Here is a 13,851-nt window from a genome sequence, read left to right on the forward strand (position 1 = left end):
TACTTAAGTCTGACCCAATATCCTGAGAAATCAGATAGACTACGTAAGTTCTCTGATTCGATGCGGTGGGTCCTTGCGAAAAAAAGATATAAATCCCAAAATAGCGCGTAGCGAAGCGGAAATATTTGACGACCTTCAAAAGCTTTGCGGCTCTCCTGGTTATATTCACGCTATAGCATATTTCTGTTGGCGAGATAATCTTATTAGATTTGCTGGTGATAAGCTAACAGAGGATGATATCCAGCATCAATACTCCCATGAGCAACTGCTCAGATCTGAAATTTCGACGCTTATAGGTCTGATGGCGAAAGGAGACATTGACGTCAGTGTGCCCAAACCAGCGACTCTTCAAAACTACATAAATCAGTCAGAAGCGCTACTGCATGAAATGCATATGAGCCTTCAGAAGCCGTGGCTAGCTGCATTTGAGGCAATGGCGCGAGATCCTCTTAAAGCAAGTCGCGTTGATCCATTTAGCACCGCGGAGGGATTAAGAGAGCCCATTTTTTATGGCGGTGATTCAGCTTACAATTTCCAATATGAAGAACTAGCGCTCAAAAAATACAACGCGGATGACAAGTGGCTCACATCTCACGTTGGCTTTTCCATTGACGAAGCCTGCATAGTTGCTCGCCAGCTCGGCGAGTTGCAGATGCAAAAGTTTTTGAGCCTTCGCGAGGCAATGCTAAAACTTCATCCCGATCAATGGACTTTTTTGCCCGGGTTTTCTTTCGACGTTCATGAGCTAAAAGAGAAGACAGGATTCTCTTCTGAAAAAATAGAATGCATTCTTGTGGCATTCACCGTTGATGCAAAGAAAGCAAACGCCTCTTTTTCCAGCTTAAATGCCTTCAACGAAACAAATGCTGCTCCGATCATCAAAGTTGTCGATGGTGCATATATTTTACTGCAACATTACAGCCTACTAGAAGCGCTGTATGAAGCACCATTTTTTTGGATGGCAGCTGACAAATCCTACGCCTCAACTGCATCTAAGAACCGTGGCGCGTTCGCTGAGCAATTCTTGGCTGATCGTCTAACCCGTGTGTTCGGACCACAGCATGTTTTTCAAAATGTGGACATTTATAAGGGAAAAGATCGAGTCTCGGAAGCAGACGTCCTGGTCTTGTTTGGGGACCGAGCAATTGTAGTGCAAGCCAAGTCAAAACGGCTAACCATCGAGGCGCGTAAGGGAAACGATTCTCAGCTAAAGGACGACTTTAAAAAAGCTATTCATGATGCTTATGATCAGGCTTTGCTGTGTTCGGAGGCACTCTTAGACCCCAAATATCGATTCGTATCACCAGTTGCCGATGAAATTAATCTTCCGAATCGGCCTTCGAAAATCTTTCCTTTGTGCAGCGTATCGGATCATTACCCTGCTCTTTCTGCACAAGCGCGACAATTCCTAAAAATAAAATCTGATAAAAATATACAACCACCTATAATTACAGATTTATTTTTCCTTGATGTCGCCACAGAAATACTTGAAACACCATTACATTTTTTAAATTACTTGACACTGCGAGCGAAATTCGACCGAAGGCTATTGGTAAATCAGGAGCTGACAAACTTAGGGTATCATCTAAAACATAACCTGTGGCTAGAAGATCAATACGACATGGTGAACTTGGGCGATGACTTTACCAGTTCCCTCGACATAGCTATGTCCGCACGCAGATTGGGAGTTCCAGGAGAACGAATACCCAAAGGCATACTAACTCGCTTTGATGGAACCCCCATTGGTAAACTGATTTCTGAATTCGAGGCCAGCGCCATTCCCGAACTTGTGGGAATTGGAATGTTATTCCTTCAACTCGGATCCGATACCGCAAAGCACCTCAATAGGGGCATTGATCGATTAGTGAGGTCAGCAGCCGACGACGGGCGAGATCACGACATTTCACTTCCGTTGGATACAGATAAGTCAGGTTTCACCATTCACGTTAATTCGCTTCCGGAAGAGTTCGCGAGAGAACGTTTGGCGGCCCACTGTCAAATTAGAAAATACGACACAAAGTCTGATGTCTGGTATGGACTGCTAATTGCTCCTGGAACCGGAGACATCAGAGGTGCTCTTGCTATCGAAGGGAAATGGAAAACCGATGCAAGTCTGGAGAAGGCGCTCGACAAATGGCCCAAAAAGCCAATGGTTCCAGTTACGACGCTATCGCGAGGTGCGCTTCATAGGAAAATTGGGCGCAATGAGCCATGCCCGTGTGGTAGCGGACAGAAGTACAAAAAGTGTTGCTTAGTTTGATCCTACTGCCCATGCCGTGAATATCTAGCCAGTTTTTGTTGCCTTGGTAGAGACGCAAATACCCTTAATGCGGTTTACCGCCGTCATACGAATAGTTGCATTTAAGCGGCGCTCCGGTTGCCTCGCCTGCGTGGCATGAAGATGTCATAAACACATCTATTACCAACAGAATGTCAAACGCAGTAAGGTGTGAGATTTCGCTCAACTGTGTGTTCGATTCGTTCTGCCCGTAAAAATGCCGTCTGCAACAGAAAAATTGTTGCGCCATTGTTGCAGCCGCAAACAAATTTGTTGCAGACAACCGCTGAAGCCAGAAAAATCCGTCAACAAATTTTGCATAATAATTTCAGTCGTTTATGGCGGAGGGGGTGGGATTCGAACCCACGGTACAGTCTCCTGCACGCCGGTTTTCAAGACCGGTGCCTTAAACCGCTCGGCCACCCCTCCGCGTCTGCACGAAGCAGATATGAGAGCCTCTTTATCGTCATCAAACGGCAGCGTCAATCTGCCACTTACAGCTAAATAGCATTAAATCGTTGATAGACTTGCTCTCTAAATCAATGATGCATAAACTTGACCGCAACAGTCATAAAGAAATGGGAACTTATGAGCTTGGAATCGGTCAAAGCATTCTTTTCGAAGAAGGCACCGGAAATCAATATTATTGAAATGCCGACCAGTACAGCGACAGTGGCACTTGCTGCTGAGGCGCATGGCGTGCAGCCAGGGCAAATCGCGAAGACATTATCGTTTGCAGCTAAAGACCAGACCATTCTCATCGTTACGCGTGGCGATGCGCGCATTGATAACCGCAAGTTTAAAGATCACTTCGGTAGTAAGCCGCGGATGCTGGACGCGGAAAGCGTGTTAGCCGAAACAAGCCATCCAGTCGGTGGAGTGTGTCCGTTTGGTTTACCAAACGCGCTACCCGTTTATTGCGACTTGTCGCTCAAAACCTTTGAGGAGGTTGTACCCGCTGCAGGTGCAACGAACAGCGCTGTGAGAATCTCTCCGCAAAAAATGGCCGAGCTCGTATCTGCTCAGTGGATCGATGTTTGTCAGTCAACCAAGATCAACCCGGATACGTGATCGCGATGACGTGATGAAAAGAAGTGATCTTTTTGCCCTTTAAAGGTGATAAATCACTTCATATATTTTAAGAATAGTTCTAAAGTGGAATCGAAATAAACGCACGCGCTTGGCACATACGTTCAAAAGCTAACCGTCGACGGTTAACCAGCGGGGTATGTGACGTAACAAAAGCAAAGCTTTTAAATGGGAAAGCCCCATGAGAAAGTTTGAGGATGTGCTGAAAGGAATAATAAATGCGTCTTACTCGTCAGACGAATTATGCCATTCGCATGCTTATGTATTGTGCCGCCAATGACGGCAAATTAAGTCGAGTTCCGGAAATAGCCCGCTCCTATGGCGTATCCGAACTTTTTCTTTTTAAGATTTTGCAGCCGCTCGTGGAAAACAAGCTGGTTGAAACCGTGCGAGGCCGAAACGGTGGTGTCCGCCTTGGACGCGCGGCAAAAGATATCTCCCTGTTCGACGTCGTACGCGTGACAGAAGAAAACTTCGCCATGGCTGAGTGTTTTGAAAACGACGCCACGGAATGCCCGCTCGTCGATAGCTGCGGTTTAAACTCAGCTCTGCGCGAGGCACTGAATGCCTTCTTTGGCGTTTTGATGAAGTACAGTATCGACGACCTCGTAAAGGCTCGTCCGAATGTTCGTGCTTTGCTTGGCCTTGATGACGATCTTGAAGTTGAGCGCGTCGCCAGTTGATTTTCAACAATAAGCAGAATTGAAAAAGGCTGACAACCAACTTGGTTCTCAGCCTTTTATTTTTGCGCATTCGTTCAGAGCGACACAGTGTAGGCCGATTGCGGTAACACAAACGGAACGCCCTCTGCAGGCGGAACACAGACCCGCAACGTGCATTCATAGACCCGTTCAAGCCGATCGTCAGTCAGAGCATCTTGCGGCGTTCCGATTGTATCGAGCCTCCCCTTATGCATGACGGCAATACTGTCGGCGAACATGGCGGTAAGATTGAGATCATGCAGAATGGCAATCACCCCACCCCCTTCCGCCGCAAAATCGCGTGCAATTTCCATCACCGTGATCTGATGTTTTATGTCGAGGCTGGAAATCGGTTCATCTAAAAACAAATAGCGGGGACTTCCATCCACCACCGGCTTCCACACCTGACACAAAACGCGGGCCAGCTGAACGCGTTGCTGTTCACCACCGGATAATTCCTGATAAAGCCGACCACTGAAGCCAGCGAGATCGACCTTTTCCAATGCGCGATCAGGCAGTTTTTCCTGGTCAGGACCGGTCACGCCGCTAAACCCACCTGTCAGACCGATATGCACAATTTCGCGAACTGTGAACGGAAACGACAAGGCACTGGCTTGCGGAAGCACCGCACGACGTGAAGCCATACGCCATGGCTTAATGCTGCTGAAATCCTCGCCATCGAGATAGGCAGATCCAGTATAAGCGATATCGCCCGACAGTGCGCGCAGCAATGTTGTCTTGCCCGAACCATTCGGACCAACGATAGCTGTCACCTCGCCGGGACGCGCAACAAAATTGACATTCTCAATGATCGACTTTTTGCCAATAGAAACGCTTAAGTTTTTGGTTTCAATCATCTCGTGCCTCACAGGTCGAGAACGCCGCGCTGACGCAGCAAGATCCAGAGGAAGAAGGGAGCACCACACACGGCTGTAATAATGCCGATTGGCAATTCAGCGGGCGCAACGATGGTGCGGCTGACCGCATCGGCCAGCAAAAGCATAATCGCGCCGAGCAACGCTGCCGCTGGCAACAAATAGCGATGATCAGGGCCAATGCTCAAACGCAGCATGTGCGGCACAACAATACCAATGAAGCCGATGCCACCCGATATTGCGACCGTTGCGCCAGTTGCAGCCGCCACGGTCACTATAGCCACATTTTTAATGCGCTGAACGGGAATACCAAGATGACCTGCAGCCGCCTCCCCCAGCGCGAGCGCATTTAAACCACGTGCAAGAAACGGTGTAGCAAACAGGACAACCATGATAATCGGGCCAGCTGTTCCGATCTTGCCCCACGTAGCACCCGCAAGCGAGCCAAGCCCCCAGAAGGTCAAATCACGCAACTGGCGATCATCGGAAATATAGACAAGAGCACCAGTCGCAGCGCCGGTCAGCGCGCCAAGCGCAATACCGGCCAGTAGCATTGTAGCGACAGACGTGCGACCGCGCCGCGTCGCAACGCGATAGAGAACAAGAGTCGTTATCAACCCGCCCACAAACGCAGCCAGTGGCAAAGCATAAAGACCAAGCAGCATGTAAAGTGGCGCAAGCGCTGTTCCGCCAAGAACGATCATCGAAACGGCACCCAAGCTGGCACCAGTCGAAACACCCACAAGGCCTGGATCAGCGAGTGGGTTGCGAAACAATCCCTGCATCACGGCACCAGAGACAGCAAGCGACGCGCCCACCAATATGCCTATGATGATGCGCGGCAAACGTATTTCCATGATGATCAGATGATCGCGCCTGAAGGCGTCAGCACTTTCCTGCGTGCCGAAAACATATTCACGCAGAACAGTCAAAACTGATGCATCTGAAGCACCAGCAGTAAGACTGAAAAGCGCAGTCACGCAAAGGGCTATCGCAAGAACAACGATAGCAAGGCGTGCACGGGCTGAACGATCACCGACATGATTATCGGCGGCTTGATCACGCACAACAAAGCCCCCAGGTTTTGCCGTGCGGTCATGGCTGGTCATTTCTATATGTCCTTATTACGCGTTTCCGCGATATGCCTGCCCGTATTTAAACGAAGCAGGCACAAGTTCTTAGTTTGCAGCCTGCTTGCCATAGAGCTTTTCAGACAATTCACGGCTGGCAGCACCAGTGCGTGGACCGAAGCCAAGCAAATAGAGTGAATCCATCTGAACAATGTTACCGCTGCGTCCCGCAGGGGAATTGGCCAAAGCAGGATTTTTCAGAAGGTCTTCTTTTTGAACGCTGTCTTTACCGATGTTCATCGTCAGGATCAGATCAGGCGCCGCCTTTTCAACGGCCTCGTCTGTCAACTGCTTATAACCTTGATATGAATCAATAGCATTTACACCGCCCGCAAGCGTAATGATACCATTGGCACCAGTGCCCGTTCCAGACGCCATGATGCGTCCTTCCTGTGCAGACATGATGAAAAGCACACGCTTGCGCGGGTTCTGATTGGCCGAAATTTTCTCAGCGGCTTCCAGATCGCGCGAGACATTTGCTGCGAGTTCTTTGGCTTTATCTTCAAGACCAAGCGCTTTACCGACAGCATCAATCTTCGCAATAACCCCCTCGCCCGTAAAGGCTTCCGGGACCATAACAATAGGAACAGATGCTTTCTTGAGGACTTCTAGAGTTTCCGGCGGGCCACTGCCTTCCGACATCAAAATGCCGGTCGGATTGACCGAAAGAACACCTTCCGGTGAAAGACGGCGCATATAGCCAACATCAACCAGTTCACGCGCTTGCTCTGGATAGGTGCTTGTTTGGTCACGGGCGACAAGCTTATCGCCCGCGCCTAAAGCATAGACGATTTCAGTCACAGCACCACCGACGGAGACGATCCGTGATGTATCCGCAAATTTCTCAACTGTATCCGCTTTTGCAAACCCGCTAAAAGCAACGATCGTAGCGAGAACAGCCAAAACCGTATAGCGAGCCACGCGTAAACCAATCACTGACATGTTTGTACCCTTCACATGCATATTCCGGAAATGGAAACCATCTCCGGAACGCGCACTAAAAAAGCGACTTAAATCCTGTTGGAATTAAGCAGCCGACGATTGTGGCAAACGAGGAAGATTTTCTGCGACCATTCGCCAATCGGCGAGTTCAGCCTCGCCTTCGTGACGCTCGCCAAAGAACTGAATAATCATTTCACCATTGGCATCGTAAGCTTCAAGCGAGGTGACGTGACCATCCTTCGTAGGCTTACGAACAACCCATGCATCAGCAATGTGATCCGCACGCAGATGAAGATGGAAAGTTGGATCAAGAACATTAAGCCATGGGCCCATCGTCTTGATTTCCGCAATCTTGCCTGTGTGAATCTGGATGCAGCCACGGCTGCCGACGAAGCACATGATCGGAATTCGCTCCTGAACAACATGGTTCATCATGGCTTCAACTGCTGACAGATCAACGCGCCATGCAAAGTCCTGACCGGCAAGATGCACGGCCTGATGACGGTCGACGCCAAAATCTTTCAAAAGACCAATAAACTGGTGAACATCAGTCAGCGCACCCCAGCGTTCGCGGAACGCATCGCCATCGACAGTTGAAACATCCGCTTTCTCAGCTTTGGCAGCAATTGGTTTTGTTTCAATCGCAGGTGTCTGATCATCAAGAAGCAACTCAGCGACAAGCTGCTCATAGGCTTCCAGATTAGATGTAGGGCGCAGATGTATCTTATGAACCGCTTCACCTGAAGCATCAAAAAACTGAAGGCTACGACGAATATGTTCGCCATCCGGCTTTGCTACAGCAAAACCATGCACCCAATGCTTTGGGAAAATGCGAAGATCAATTTCTTTGCCGAGTGTCAGCGATGCATGTGGACCCCATATCGTTTTCTCGAATGGGCCAATCTTTTCATGCACAGCGCTTTCGTTGCGTGTAAGCGCCATGACTTCGCCGAGCAAAGGCGCGTGTTTAAGCAAAGTTTCCACATCGGCACGGATGCGGCGGGCAGAAATTGAACTTTCAGCATCTGCACCTGTATATGCCGCAATAAAATCGGCTTCCGATATCCCGAGGCTTTGAGCAAAATCGCGTTCGCGCATTTTCGGGTTATCTGCCCGTGCCTTGAGAATATGCTCTGGGGAGGGCTTGGTCTGGGTCGTCATCTTTTGTTGCCTACTTGTTAAGGATGAGCTTGCCTTGACGGGTGATTTTTAAACGATAGAGAGAGCCGCCATGCTCTATCGCCACTTCACGTGAGCCGTTGAATAGCTCACGGCTGCCATAAGTTTTAAGCTGCGGTTCATAAGACTGTTCAGAAATGTGCGATTTAACCTGTCCTGTCGCATCAAGACGCGACTGGAGTTCGGGCATGCGGCTGGAGACGCGCTCACGCGGCAACCGCACCTGCATGTCGATATGGATTCGCCTGTTCATTTTGCTGCCTCTGCACCAGTTATGGAGCCGTTTTTGTTCACTGACTTGGCGCCAACAAAACATTAGTTGACATCGTAAGTCATGTTTAATAATCACTGCCTTACTGGATTAATCGAGTCAAGTTTAATTCTCTTTTTTCCAGAGCAAGCCCGAAGGTTCTCCTTCCAGCCAGCGCCACAACTTCCCTCGCGATGGGAAGAAAGTAACCTATCGAGATAATTCGTTTTCTCGCGCCTAATCGGCTGCGAGAATTTTCTGTGGCCTTCAGGAGAATTCGGGCAATGCGGGCAATAAACGGGGAACAAAAGCGGTCATTTTTGGCAAGCACAGGCTTGGCTGTGATCCTTACGACAATGGCATCGAGTGTATATGCTCAACAGCAAACTGCAGCGACAGACCCGGATGGCGTGCAGTTGAAGCCTATTGTTATTAAAAACAACCGTGCAACAAGCGGCTCTGTATCTGACAGCCCACTCGCCAATGTAATTACGGCTCAGGAAATTCGGCAGAGCAATGTTGATTCCATTAAGGATCTTACCAATACGCTGGAGCCGGGCCTCGCGGTGAGTACGACAACCGGCGGTGTAAACATTCGAGGTTTACAGAATGATCGCGTTCTCACCACCATCGACGGCATTCCTATCCCGTATCTCGATGCAGCAATTCGCGGTGAAGTTAACGGTGGCAGTGCAGACGCCTATGACCTATCTGCCTTATCTACCTTCGATGTATTGTATGGCGCTGACGCCAGCCGCCTTGGGTCAGGTGCGATGGGCGGAGCGATTGCTCTGCAGACGCTTGAACCTGAAGATCTGCTTGCTCCGGGAAAAGCCTTCGGCGGCTTGGTAAAGCTCACATATGACGGTTCTGACCGCTCATTTATCAGTTCCGGTGCCGTTACCCAAAAGGTCCAGAATACTTCTGTTCTTTTTCAAGGATCATATAAGCGCGGTCATGAAATCCGGGGAACTGGTGATATAGGAGGTTACGGACCGGCACGTACTGAAGCAGACCCTCGTGATTATGATCGAAGCAATTTGATGTTCAAGCTGCGTCAGGAGCTTGAGGGTGGTCATACGATCGGCATCACAGCCGAACGAAACCGCTATGACTCAGACACCAATCTGAATTCGGATGCAGGCACAACTTATGACAATCGCGATTACAATCAAAATCGCAAGAATGATCGTGATCGTGTTTCACTCGATTATCGTTATGAAAGCCAGAATGATGGCCTCGTGAATAATGCGAGAGCCACACTTTATTGGCAGAAAATGACACGATCCTATGGAACGGATACAATCCGCTTCGGCGCACTGGCGGGGCCCTTCAGCAGGCATTATAAGCTTGAAGATGAGCGTTACGGTGCCACTGGGTACGCAAATCTCGGATTTGATACGGGAACACTTTCGCACTCCCTGACCGTCGGCGGCGATTTCAGCGTTGGTAAAAATACCCAGTCGTTTACGGGCGACGATGCCTGTATTCGTGGCTTACAAAGTCCAACTTGTGGTTTTCTTCACATCAATCAGTCCGACACACCCGATGTCGATTCATATCGCTTTGGGATGTTCGCCGAAGATCGTATCTCTATCGGCGACACACCTTTTGCTGTTACCCCAGGATTACGCTTTGACTGGTTCAAATATGAGCCGGACTCGATCAGCGGATATGCCAACAATACAGACAGCCGCATTTCGCCCAAGATCCGCTTCTCATGGCAAGCTACACCTGCGCTCGAACTGTTTGCGCAAATTTCAACAACTTACAAAGCACCGCAAGTCGACCAGCTCTATGTAACCTATCTGTCTGCGGGTTATGGCACAATTGGCAATCCAAACCTGAGCGCTGAAAAGGGTTACGGAATCGACATTGGTGCGAATTTCGGGACTCAGGATTCTGGTGGTAAAATTACTGCTTTCGTAAATCGATATAACGATTTTATCGATACGGTTACGACCCGCACGACTGCATTTCCTCTTGGCCTGACGGAGTATCGAAATCTCGATAAGGCACGCATCGCCGGCATCGAAGTCAAAGCACACCACAATTTTGTCAACGGCTTTAACGTTCACGGCTCCTTTGCGTACGCAAAGGCTATGAACTTAGATGATGACATTCCTTTGGCATCAGCATTGCCGTTTAAAGGAGTGTTTGGCGTCGGCTATAACGCAGAAACGTGGGGCGTAGATTCAAGTGTTGTAGCAGCTGCTTACATCAATCAAACGATTTCAACCCGTGCAGGTACAACAACACGGCGACTGCCTGGTTATGGTATAGTCAATCTCACGGGCTGGTGGGAGCCAAATCAACTGAACGGCACGCGACTGCAGGCTGGTGTCTATAACATCTTCGATAAGACTTATTACGACGCCATGAATGTAAACAGCGTAGAAAATGTAACAGAGCGGTGGTCCGAAGCAGGACGCTATTTCAAAATCTCGCTAACACAGAAGTTCTAACCCCATTCGGGAGGCTAAGCCTCCCGAACGTCAATCGTCGTGTCTACGAAGTCCACTCATCTCTGACCGCTGTGGTGGTTTTCATATCCCGAGATACGACGCGGCGAGTGCAGTCCCTACCACTGCATTCGCCGGAACTTTATAAGGACGGAGCACAATAACTGTGCAATTGTCCTGCGGCCATTCTGTAGCCAGTCCCTCTTTGAAAGTAAGGATCAGCAATGTTCATCGCAATGAACCGCTTCAAGGTAATCATCGGCAATGAAGTCGAATTTGAAACCGTTTGGCGCAGCCGTGACTCGCAATTGTCAGAGTTGCCTGGCTTTGAAAGCTTCCATCTTTTGCGCGGCGCAACAAATGAAGAAGAAGGCTATACGCTTTATTCCTCGCACACCGTTTGGAAAACGCGCGAGGATTTCGTATTTTGGACGAAATCTGAACAGTTCCGCAACGCGCACCGCAATGCCGGTAACACAAAACCGCTTTATGCTGGCCCACCTCAGTTCGAGGGATTCGAAGCTGTTGAAGGCATTTAGACAGCCTTAGAAGGCAGTTTTCCACACGATGCGGCGAAATAGCGCATAAATTTAAAACAGGGCTAAAATTGCCCTGTTTTTCTTTCTATAAAAGTCTAATTCGTGTTTAAAGATGGGCGGTTAACTCATATTTAGAATAATTCTAAGTTATTGATTTTTAGAACGTTTCAAAAACATAAAATTTGACAGAATGGCTCATTTCCAGCCATAACCTGACTGAAACTGGTGGGTTTTTAAAGACTTACCTAAGACTACCTTTGATGTTCGGGCCTTTAACCCCTGCGATTGGAGGAACCTTTGTTCGGTTCGGAATGGCATATAGCCAATATTGAAGTAAATTTGCGCCAGAATTCCGTAGATTTCAATGTTGATCACAACAACGAACAGAGAATCTCACTCCGTCTTGTGAATTTTTTACAATCACAGAGCATGGCAGATGCTGGAGTTACTTTTGAATGCTAGTCTGCAGCTGCAATGTTATTACGCAAAAAGATATTGAAGCCGTTGTCACACAACTTCTTGATGAGGATTGCTGGCGTTTAATTGTGCCTGGCACCGTCTTCAATGCCATATCCAAGAGTGGTCGTTGCTGTGGCTGCTTCCCAAATGTCGTAGAAACGATCATAAGGGTGACCGAAGAATATCATCTTCGTCACAACCAAATGGACGAAAACGTGATCCAGTTTATGGATCGTGTACGTTCTCTACGAGACAAATTCGGGAGTTCTTGGAATGAAAGGCGAACCAAAGGTCATCGAGCGGCTTAACGAGGCATTGTTTCTCGAACTGGGCGCTGTAAACCAGTATTGGTTGCACTATCGTCTGCTTAACGATTGGGGTTTCACGCGTCTTGCTAAGAAAGAACGCGAAGAATCTATCGAAGAAATGCAGCATGCGGACAAGATTATTGACCGCATCATTTTCCTTGAAGGCCACCCAAACCTTCAGACCGTTGCTCCGTTGCGTATTGGCCAGAATGTAAAGGAAGTTCTCGAAGCTGACCTTGCTGGTGAGTATGACGCGCGCGCTTCCTATAAGAAGTCACGTGAAATCTGTGACGAACTGGGCGATTATGTTTCCAAGCAGCTTTTTGATCAGCTTCTTGCCGATGAAGAAGGTCACATCGACTTCCTTGAAACGCAGCTGGAACTGCTCGGCAAGATTGGCGAAGAACGCTACGGCTTGCTGAATGCAGCACCTGCTGACGCAGCAGAATAAGCCGAATAAAATGGCAAAGAAAAGGGCGCCCGAAGCGCCCTTTTTTATGCTTTGATTACAGCTTACTGCGGCAGCTTATCGTCTACGCCTTCGACGTAGAAGTTCAGGCCAAGCAACGTCTTATCGTCAGCCTGCTCGCCTTCTTTAAGCCAGACAGAGCCGTCCTGCTTCTTGATAGGGCCAGTGAATGGCTTGAATTCACCAGACTTGATCTTGGCTTCTGTTTCCTCAGCCATTTTCTTCACGTCGTCTGGCATGTTGGTGTAAGGCGCCATCTTAACAAGGCCTTCCTTCATGCCCCACCAGATGTTCTGGCTTTCCCATTTACCATCAAGCACAGCTTTCGCGCGGTCGATGTAGTATGGACCCCAATCATCAACGATTGCTGTGAGCTGGGTTTCTGGACCAAACTTGATCATGTCCGAAGCCTGACCAAATGCTTTGATACCACGCTCATGCGCAACCTGGATAGGAGCAGTCGAGTCAGTGTGCTGGGTCAGAATGTCAACACCCTGATCAACCAGTGCCTTAGCAGCATCAGCTTCTTTACCCGGATCAAACCAGGAGTTTACCCAGATAACCTTGACCTTGAAATCAGGGTTAACCGACTGTGCGCCGAGGATAAAGGAATTGATGCCCTGCACGACTTCTGGAACAGGCACAGAGGCAATATAACCTGCAACGCCCTTTTCCGACAGCTTCGCTGCGATCTGGCCCTGAATATAACGGCCTTCATAAAAACGCGCATTGTAAGCTGAAACATTGTCAGCGGTTTTGTAACCGGTGGCATGTTCAAACTTTACGTCTGGATATTTGGCCGCAACCTTAATGGTTGGATCCATATAACCGAAAGACGTCGTGAAGATCAGCTTGTTGCCTGCACGCGCAAGACGCTCGATCGAACGCTCGGCATCAGCGCCTTCCGGCACGTTTTCGAGGAACGTCGTTTCGACCTTATCGCCGAGAGCTTCGATCATTTCCTTACGCGCAACGTCATGCTGATAAGTCCAGCCGAAGTCGCCCGGAGGTCCGATATAGATGAAGCCAACCTTCAGCTTGTCTTCTGCATTTGCCGCTCCGCCAAGCATAAAGCTGGCTGCGGTGGCAATCGCCAACAGCGTCTTTTTCATGTTCCCTGCACTCCTTGTTATCACCCTCAAAAGAAAATAGCAGACCGTGGGAGCCGGA

Annotated in this window: 13 protein-coding genes and 1 tRNA gene; 7 read left to right on the forward strand and 7 right to left on the reverse strand. The window is 48.9% G+C overall.

The annotated features are described in order from the left end of the window. The first annotated feature begins 73 nt into the window (after positions 1-73). A complete protein-coding gene (locus U2P60_RS06415) occupies positions 74-2,260 on the forward strand; it encodes an SEC-C metal-binding domain-containing protein (protein WP_413571867.1) in 2,187 nt (728 codons plus the stop codon). Between the two features lie 357 nt (positions 2,261-2,617). Here the strand turns inward: U2P60_RS06415 and U2P60_RS06420 are convergent. Beyond that, positions 2,618-2,707 (reverse strand) — tRNA-Ser (locus U2P60_RS06420). Positions 2,708-2,866: 159 nt separating this feature from the next. Between U2P60_RS06420 and U2P60_RS06425 the strand changes: the two genes are divergently transcribed. Both U2P60_RS06425 and rirA read left to right on the forward strand, forming a co-directional pair. Continuing rightward, the gene (locus tag U2P60_RS06425; RefSeq protein WP_413572010.1) at positions 2,867-3,349 is read left to right on the forward strand and encodes a YbaK/EbsC family protein; all 483 of its coding nucleotides are present in this window, start codon (positions 2,867-2,869) and stop codon (positions 3,347-3,349) included. A 236-nt stretch (positions 3,350-3,585) separates the two neighbouring features. Continuing rightward, positions 3,586-4,050 carry an iron-responsive transcriptional regulator RirA gene (gene rirA / locus U2P60_RS06430; protein WP_413571868.1) on the forward strand — a complete coding sequence of 155 codons (465 nt, stop codon included), beginning with the start codon at positions 3,586-3,588 and terminating at the stop codon, positions 4,048-4,050. 74 nt (positions 4,051-4,124) lie between these two features. On the opposite strand, the gene U2P60_RS06435 is transcribed toward rirA, so the two are convergent. The 5 genes from U2P60_RS06435 to hemP all read right to left on the reverse strand — a co-directional run bounded on the left by U2P60_RS06435 (position 4,125) and on the right by hemP (position 8,447). Then, complete coding sequence (locus U2P60_RS06435; RefSeq protein ID WP_413571869.1) at positions 4,125-4,925, reverse strand: heme ABC transporter ATP-binding protein; 801 nt, start codon at positions 4,923-4,925, stop codon at positions 4,125-4,127. 8 nt (positions 4,926-4,933) lie between these two features. Continuing rightward, positions 4,934-6,052, reverse strand: a complete 1,119-nt coding sequence (locus U2P60_RS06440; RefSeq protein WP_413571870.1) for a FecCD family ABC transporter permease — start codon at positions 6,050-6,052, stop codon at positions 4,934-4,936. 69 nt (positions 6,053-6,121) lie between these two features. After that, positions 6,122-7,015, reverse strand: a complete 894-nt coding sequence (locus U2P60_RS06445; protein WP_413571872.1) for a heme/hemin ABC transporter substrate-binding protein — start codon at positions 7,013-7,015, stop codon at positions 6,122-6,124. A gap of 84 nt (positions 7,016-7,099) precedes the next feature. Beyond that, positions 7,100-8,176, reverse strand: a complete 1,077-nt coding sequence (locus tag U2P60_RS06450; RefSeq protein ID WP_413571873.1) for a hemin-degrading factor — start codon at positions 8,174-8,176, stop codon at positions 7,100-7,102. Positions 8,177-8,186: 10 nt separating this feature from the next. Beyond that, positions 8,187-8,447, reverse strand: coding sequence for a hemin uptake protein HemP (hemP, locus tag U2P60_RS06455; protein ID WP_413571874.1), 261 nt, complete (start codon positions 8,445-8,447; stop codon positions 8,187-8,189). Between the two features lie 281 nt (positions 8,448-8,728). Here hemP and U2P60_RS06460 point away from each other — a divergent pair, with 281 nt between their 5' ends. The 4 genes from U2P60_RS06460 to bfr all read left to right on the forward strand — a co-directional run bounded on the left by U2P60_RS06460 (position 8,729) and on the right by bfr (position 12,663). Beyond that, the gene (locus U2P60_RS06460; RefSeq protein WP_413571875.1) at positions 8,729-10,909 is read left to right on the forward strand and encodes a TonB-dependent hemoglobin/transferrin/lactoferrin family receptor; all 2,181 of its coding nucleotides are present in this window, start codon (positions 8,729-8,731) and stop codon (positions 10,907-10,909) included. A 221-nt stretch (positions 10,910-11,130) separates the two neighbouring features. After that, a complete protein-coding gene (locus U2P60_RS06465) occupies positions 11,131-11,445 on the forward strand; it encodes an antibiotic biosynthesis monooxygenase (protein WP_313829830.1) in 315 nt (104 codons plus the stop codon). 455 nt (positions 11,446-11,900) lie between these two features. Beyond that, entirely contained in the window at positions 11,901-12,212 is a 312-nt protein-coding gene (locus U2P60_RS06470) for a (2Fe-2S)-binding protein (protein ID WP_313829832.1), read from the forward strand. After that, a complete protein-coding gene (gene bfr, locus U2P60_RS06475; RefSeq protein ID WP_413571877.1) occupies positions 12,178-12,663 on the forward strand; it encodes a bacterioferritin in 486 nt (161 codons plus the stop codon). The genes U2P60_RS06470 and bfr overlap by 35 nt, the downstream gene beginning before the upstream one ends. Before the next feature lie 62 nt (positions 12,664-12,725). Here the strand turns inward: bfr and U2P60_RS06480 are convergent, their stop codons facing one another. Further along, positions 12,726-13,793: a BMP family ABC transporter substrate-binding protein gene (locus U2P60_RS06480; protein WP_413571878.1), complete on the reverse strand. Its 1,068-nt coding sequence runs from the start codon at positions 13,791-13,793 to the stop codon at positions 12,726-12,728. Positions 13,794-13,851: the final 58 nt, after the last annotated feature.

Source organism: Brucella sp. H1_1004 (assembly GCF_047308065.1).
Taxonomy (GTDB): Bacteria; Pseudomonadota; Alphaproteobacteria; order Rhizobiales; family Rhizobiaceae; genus Brucella; species Brucella pseudogrignonensis_B.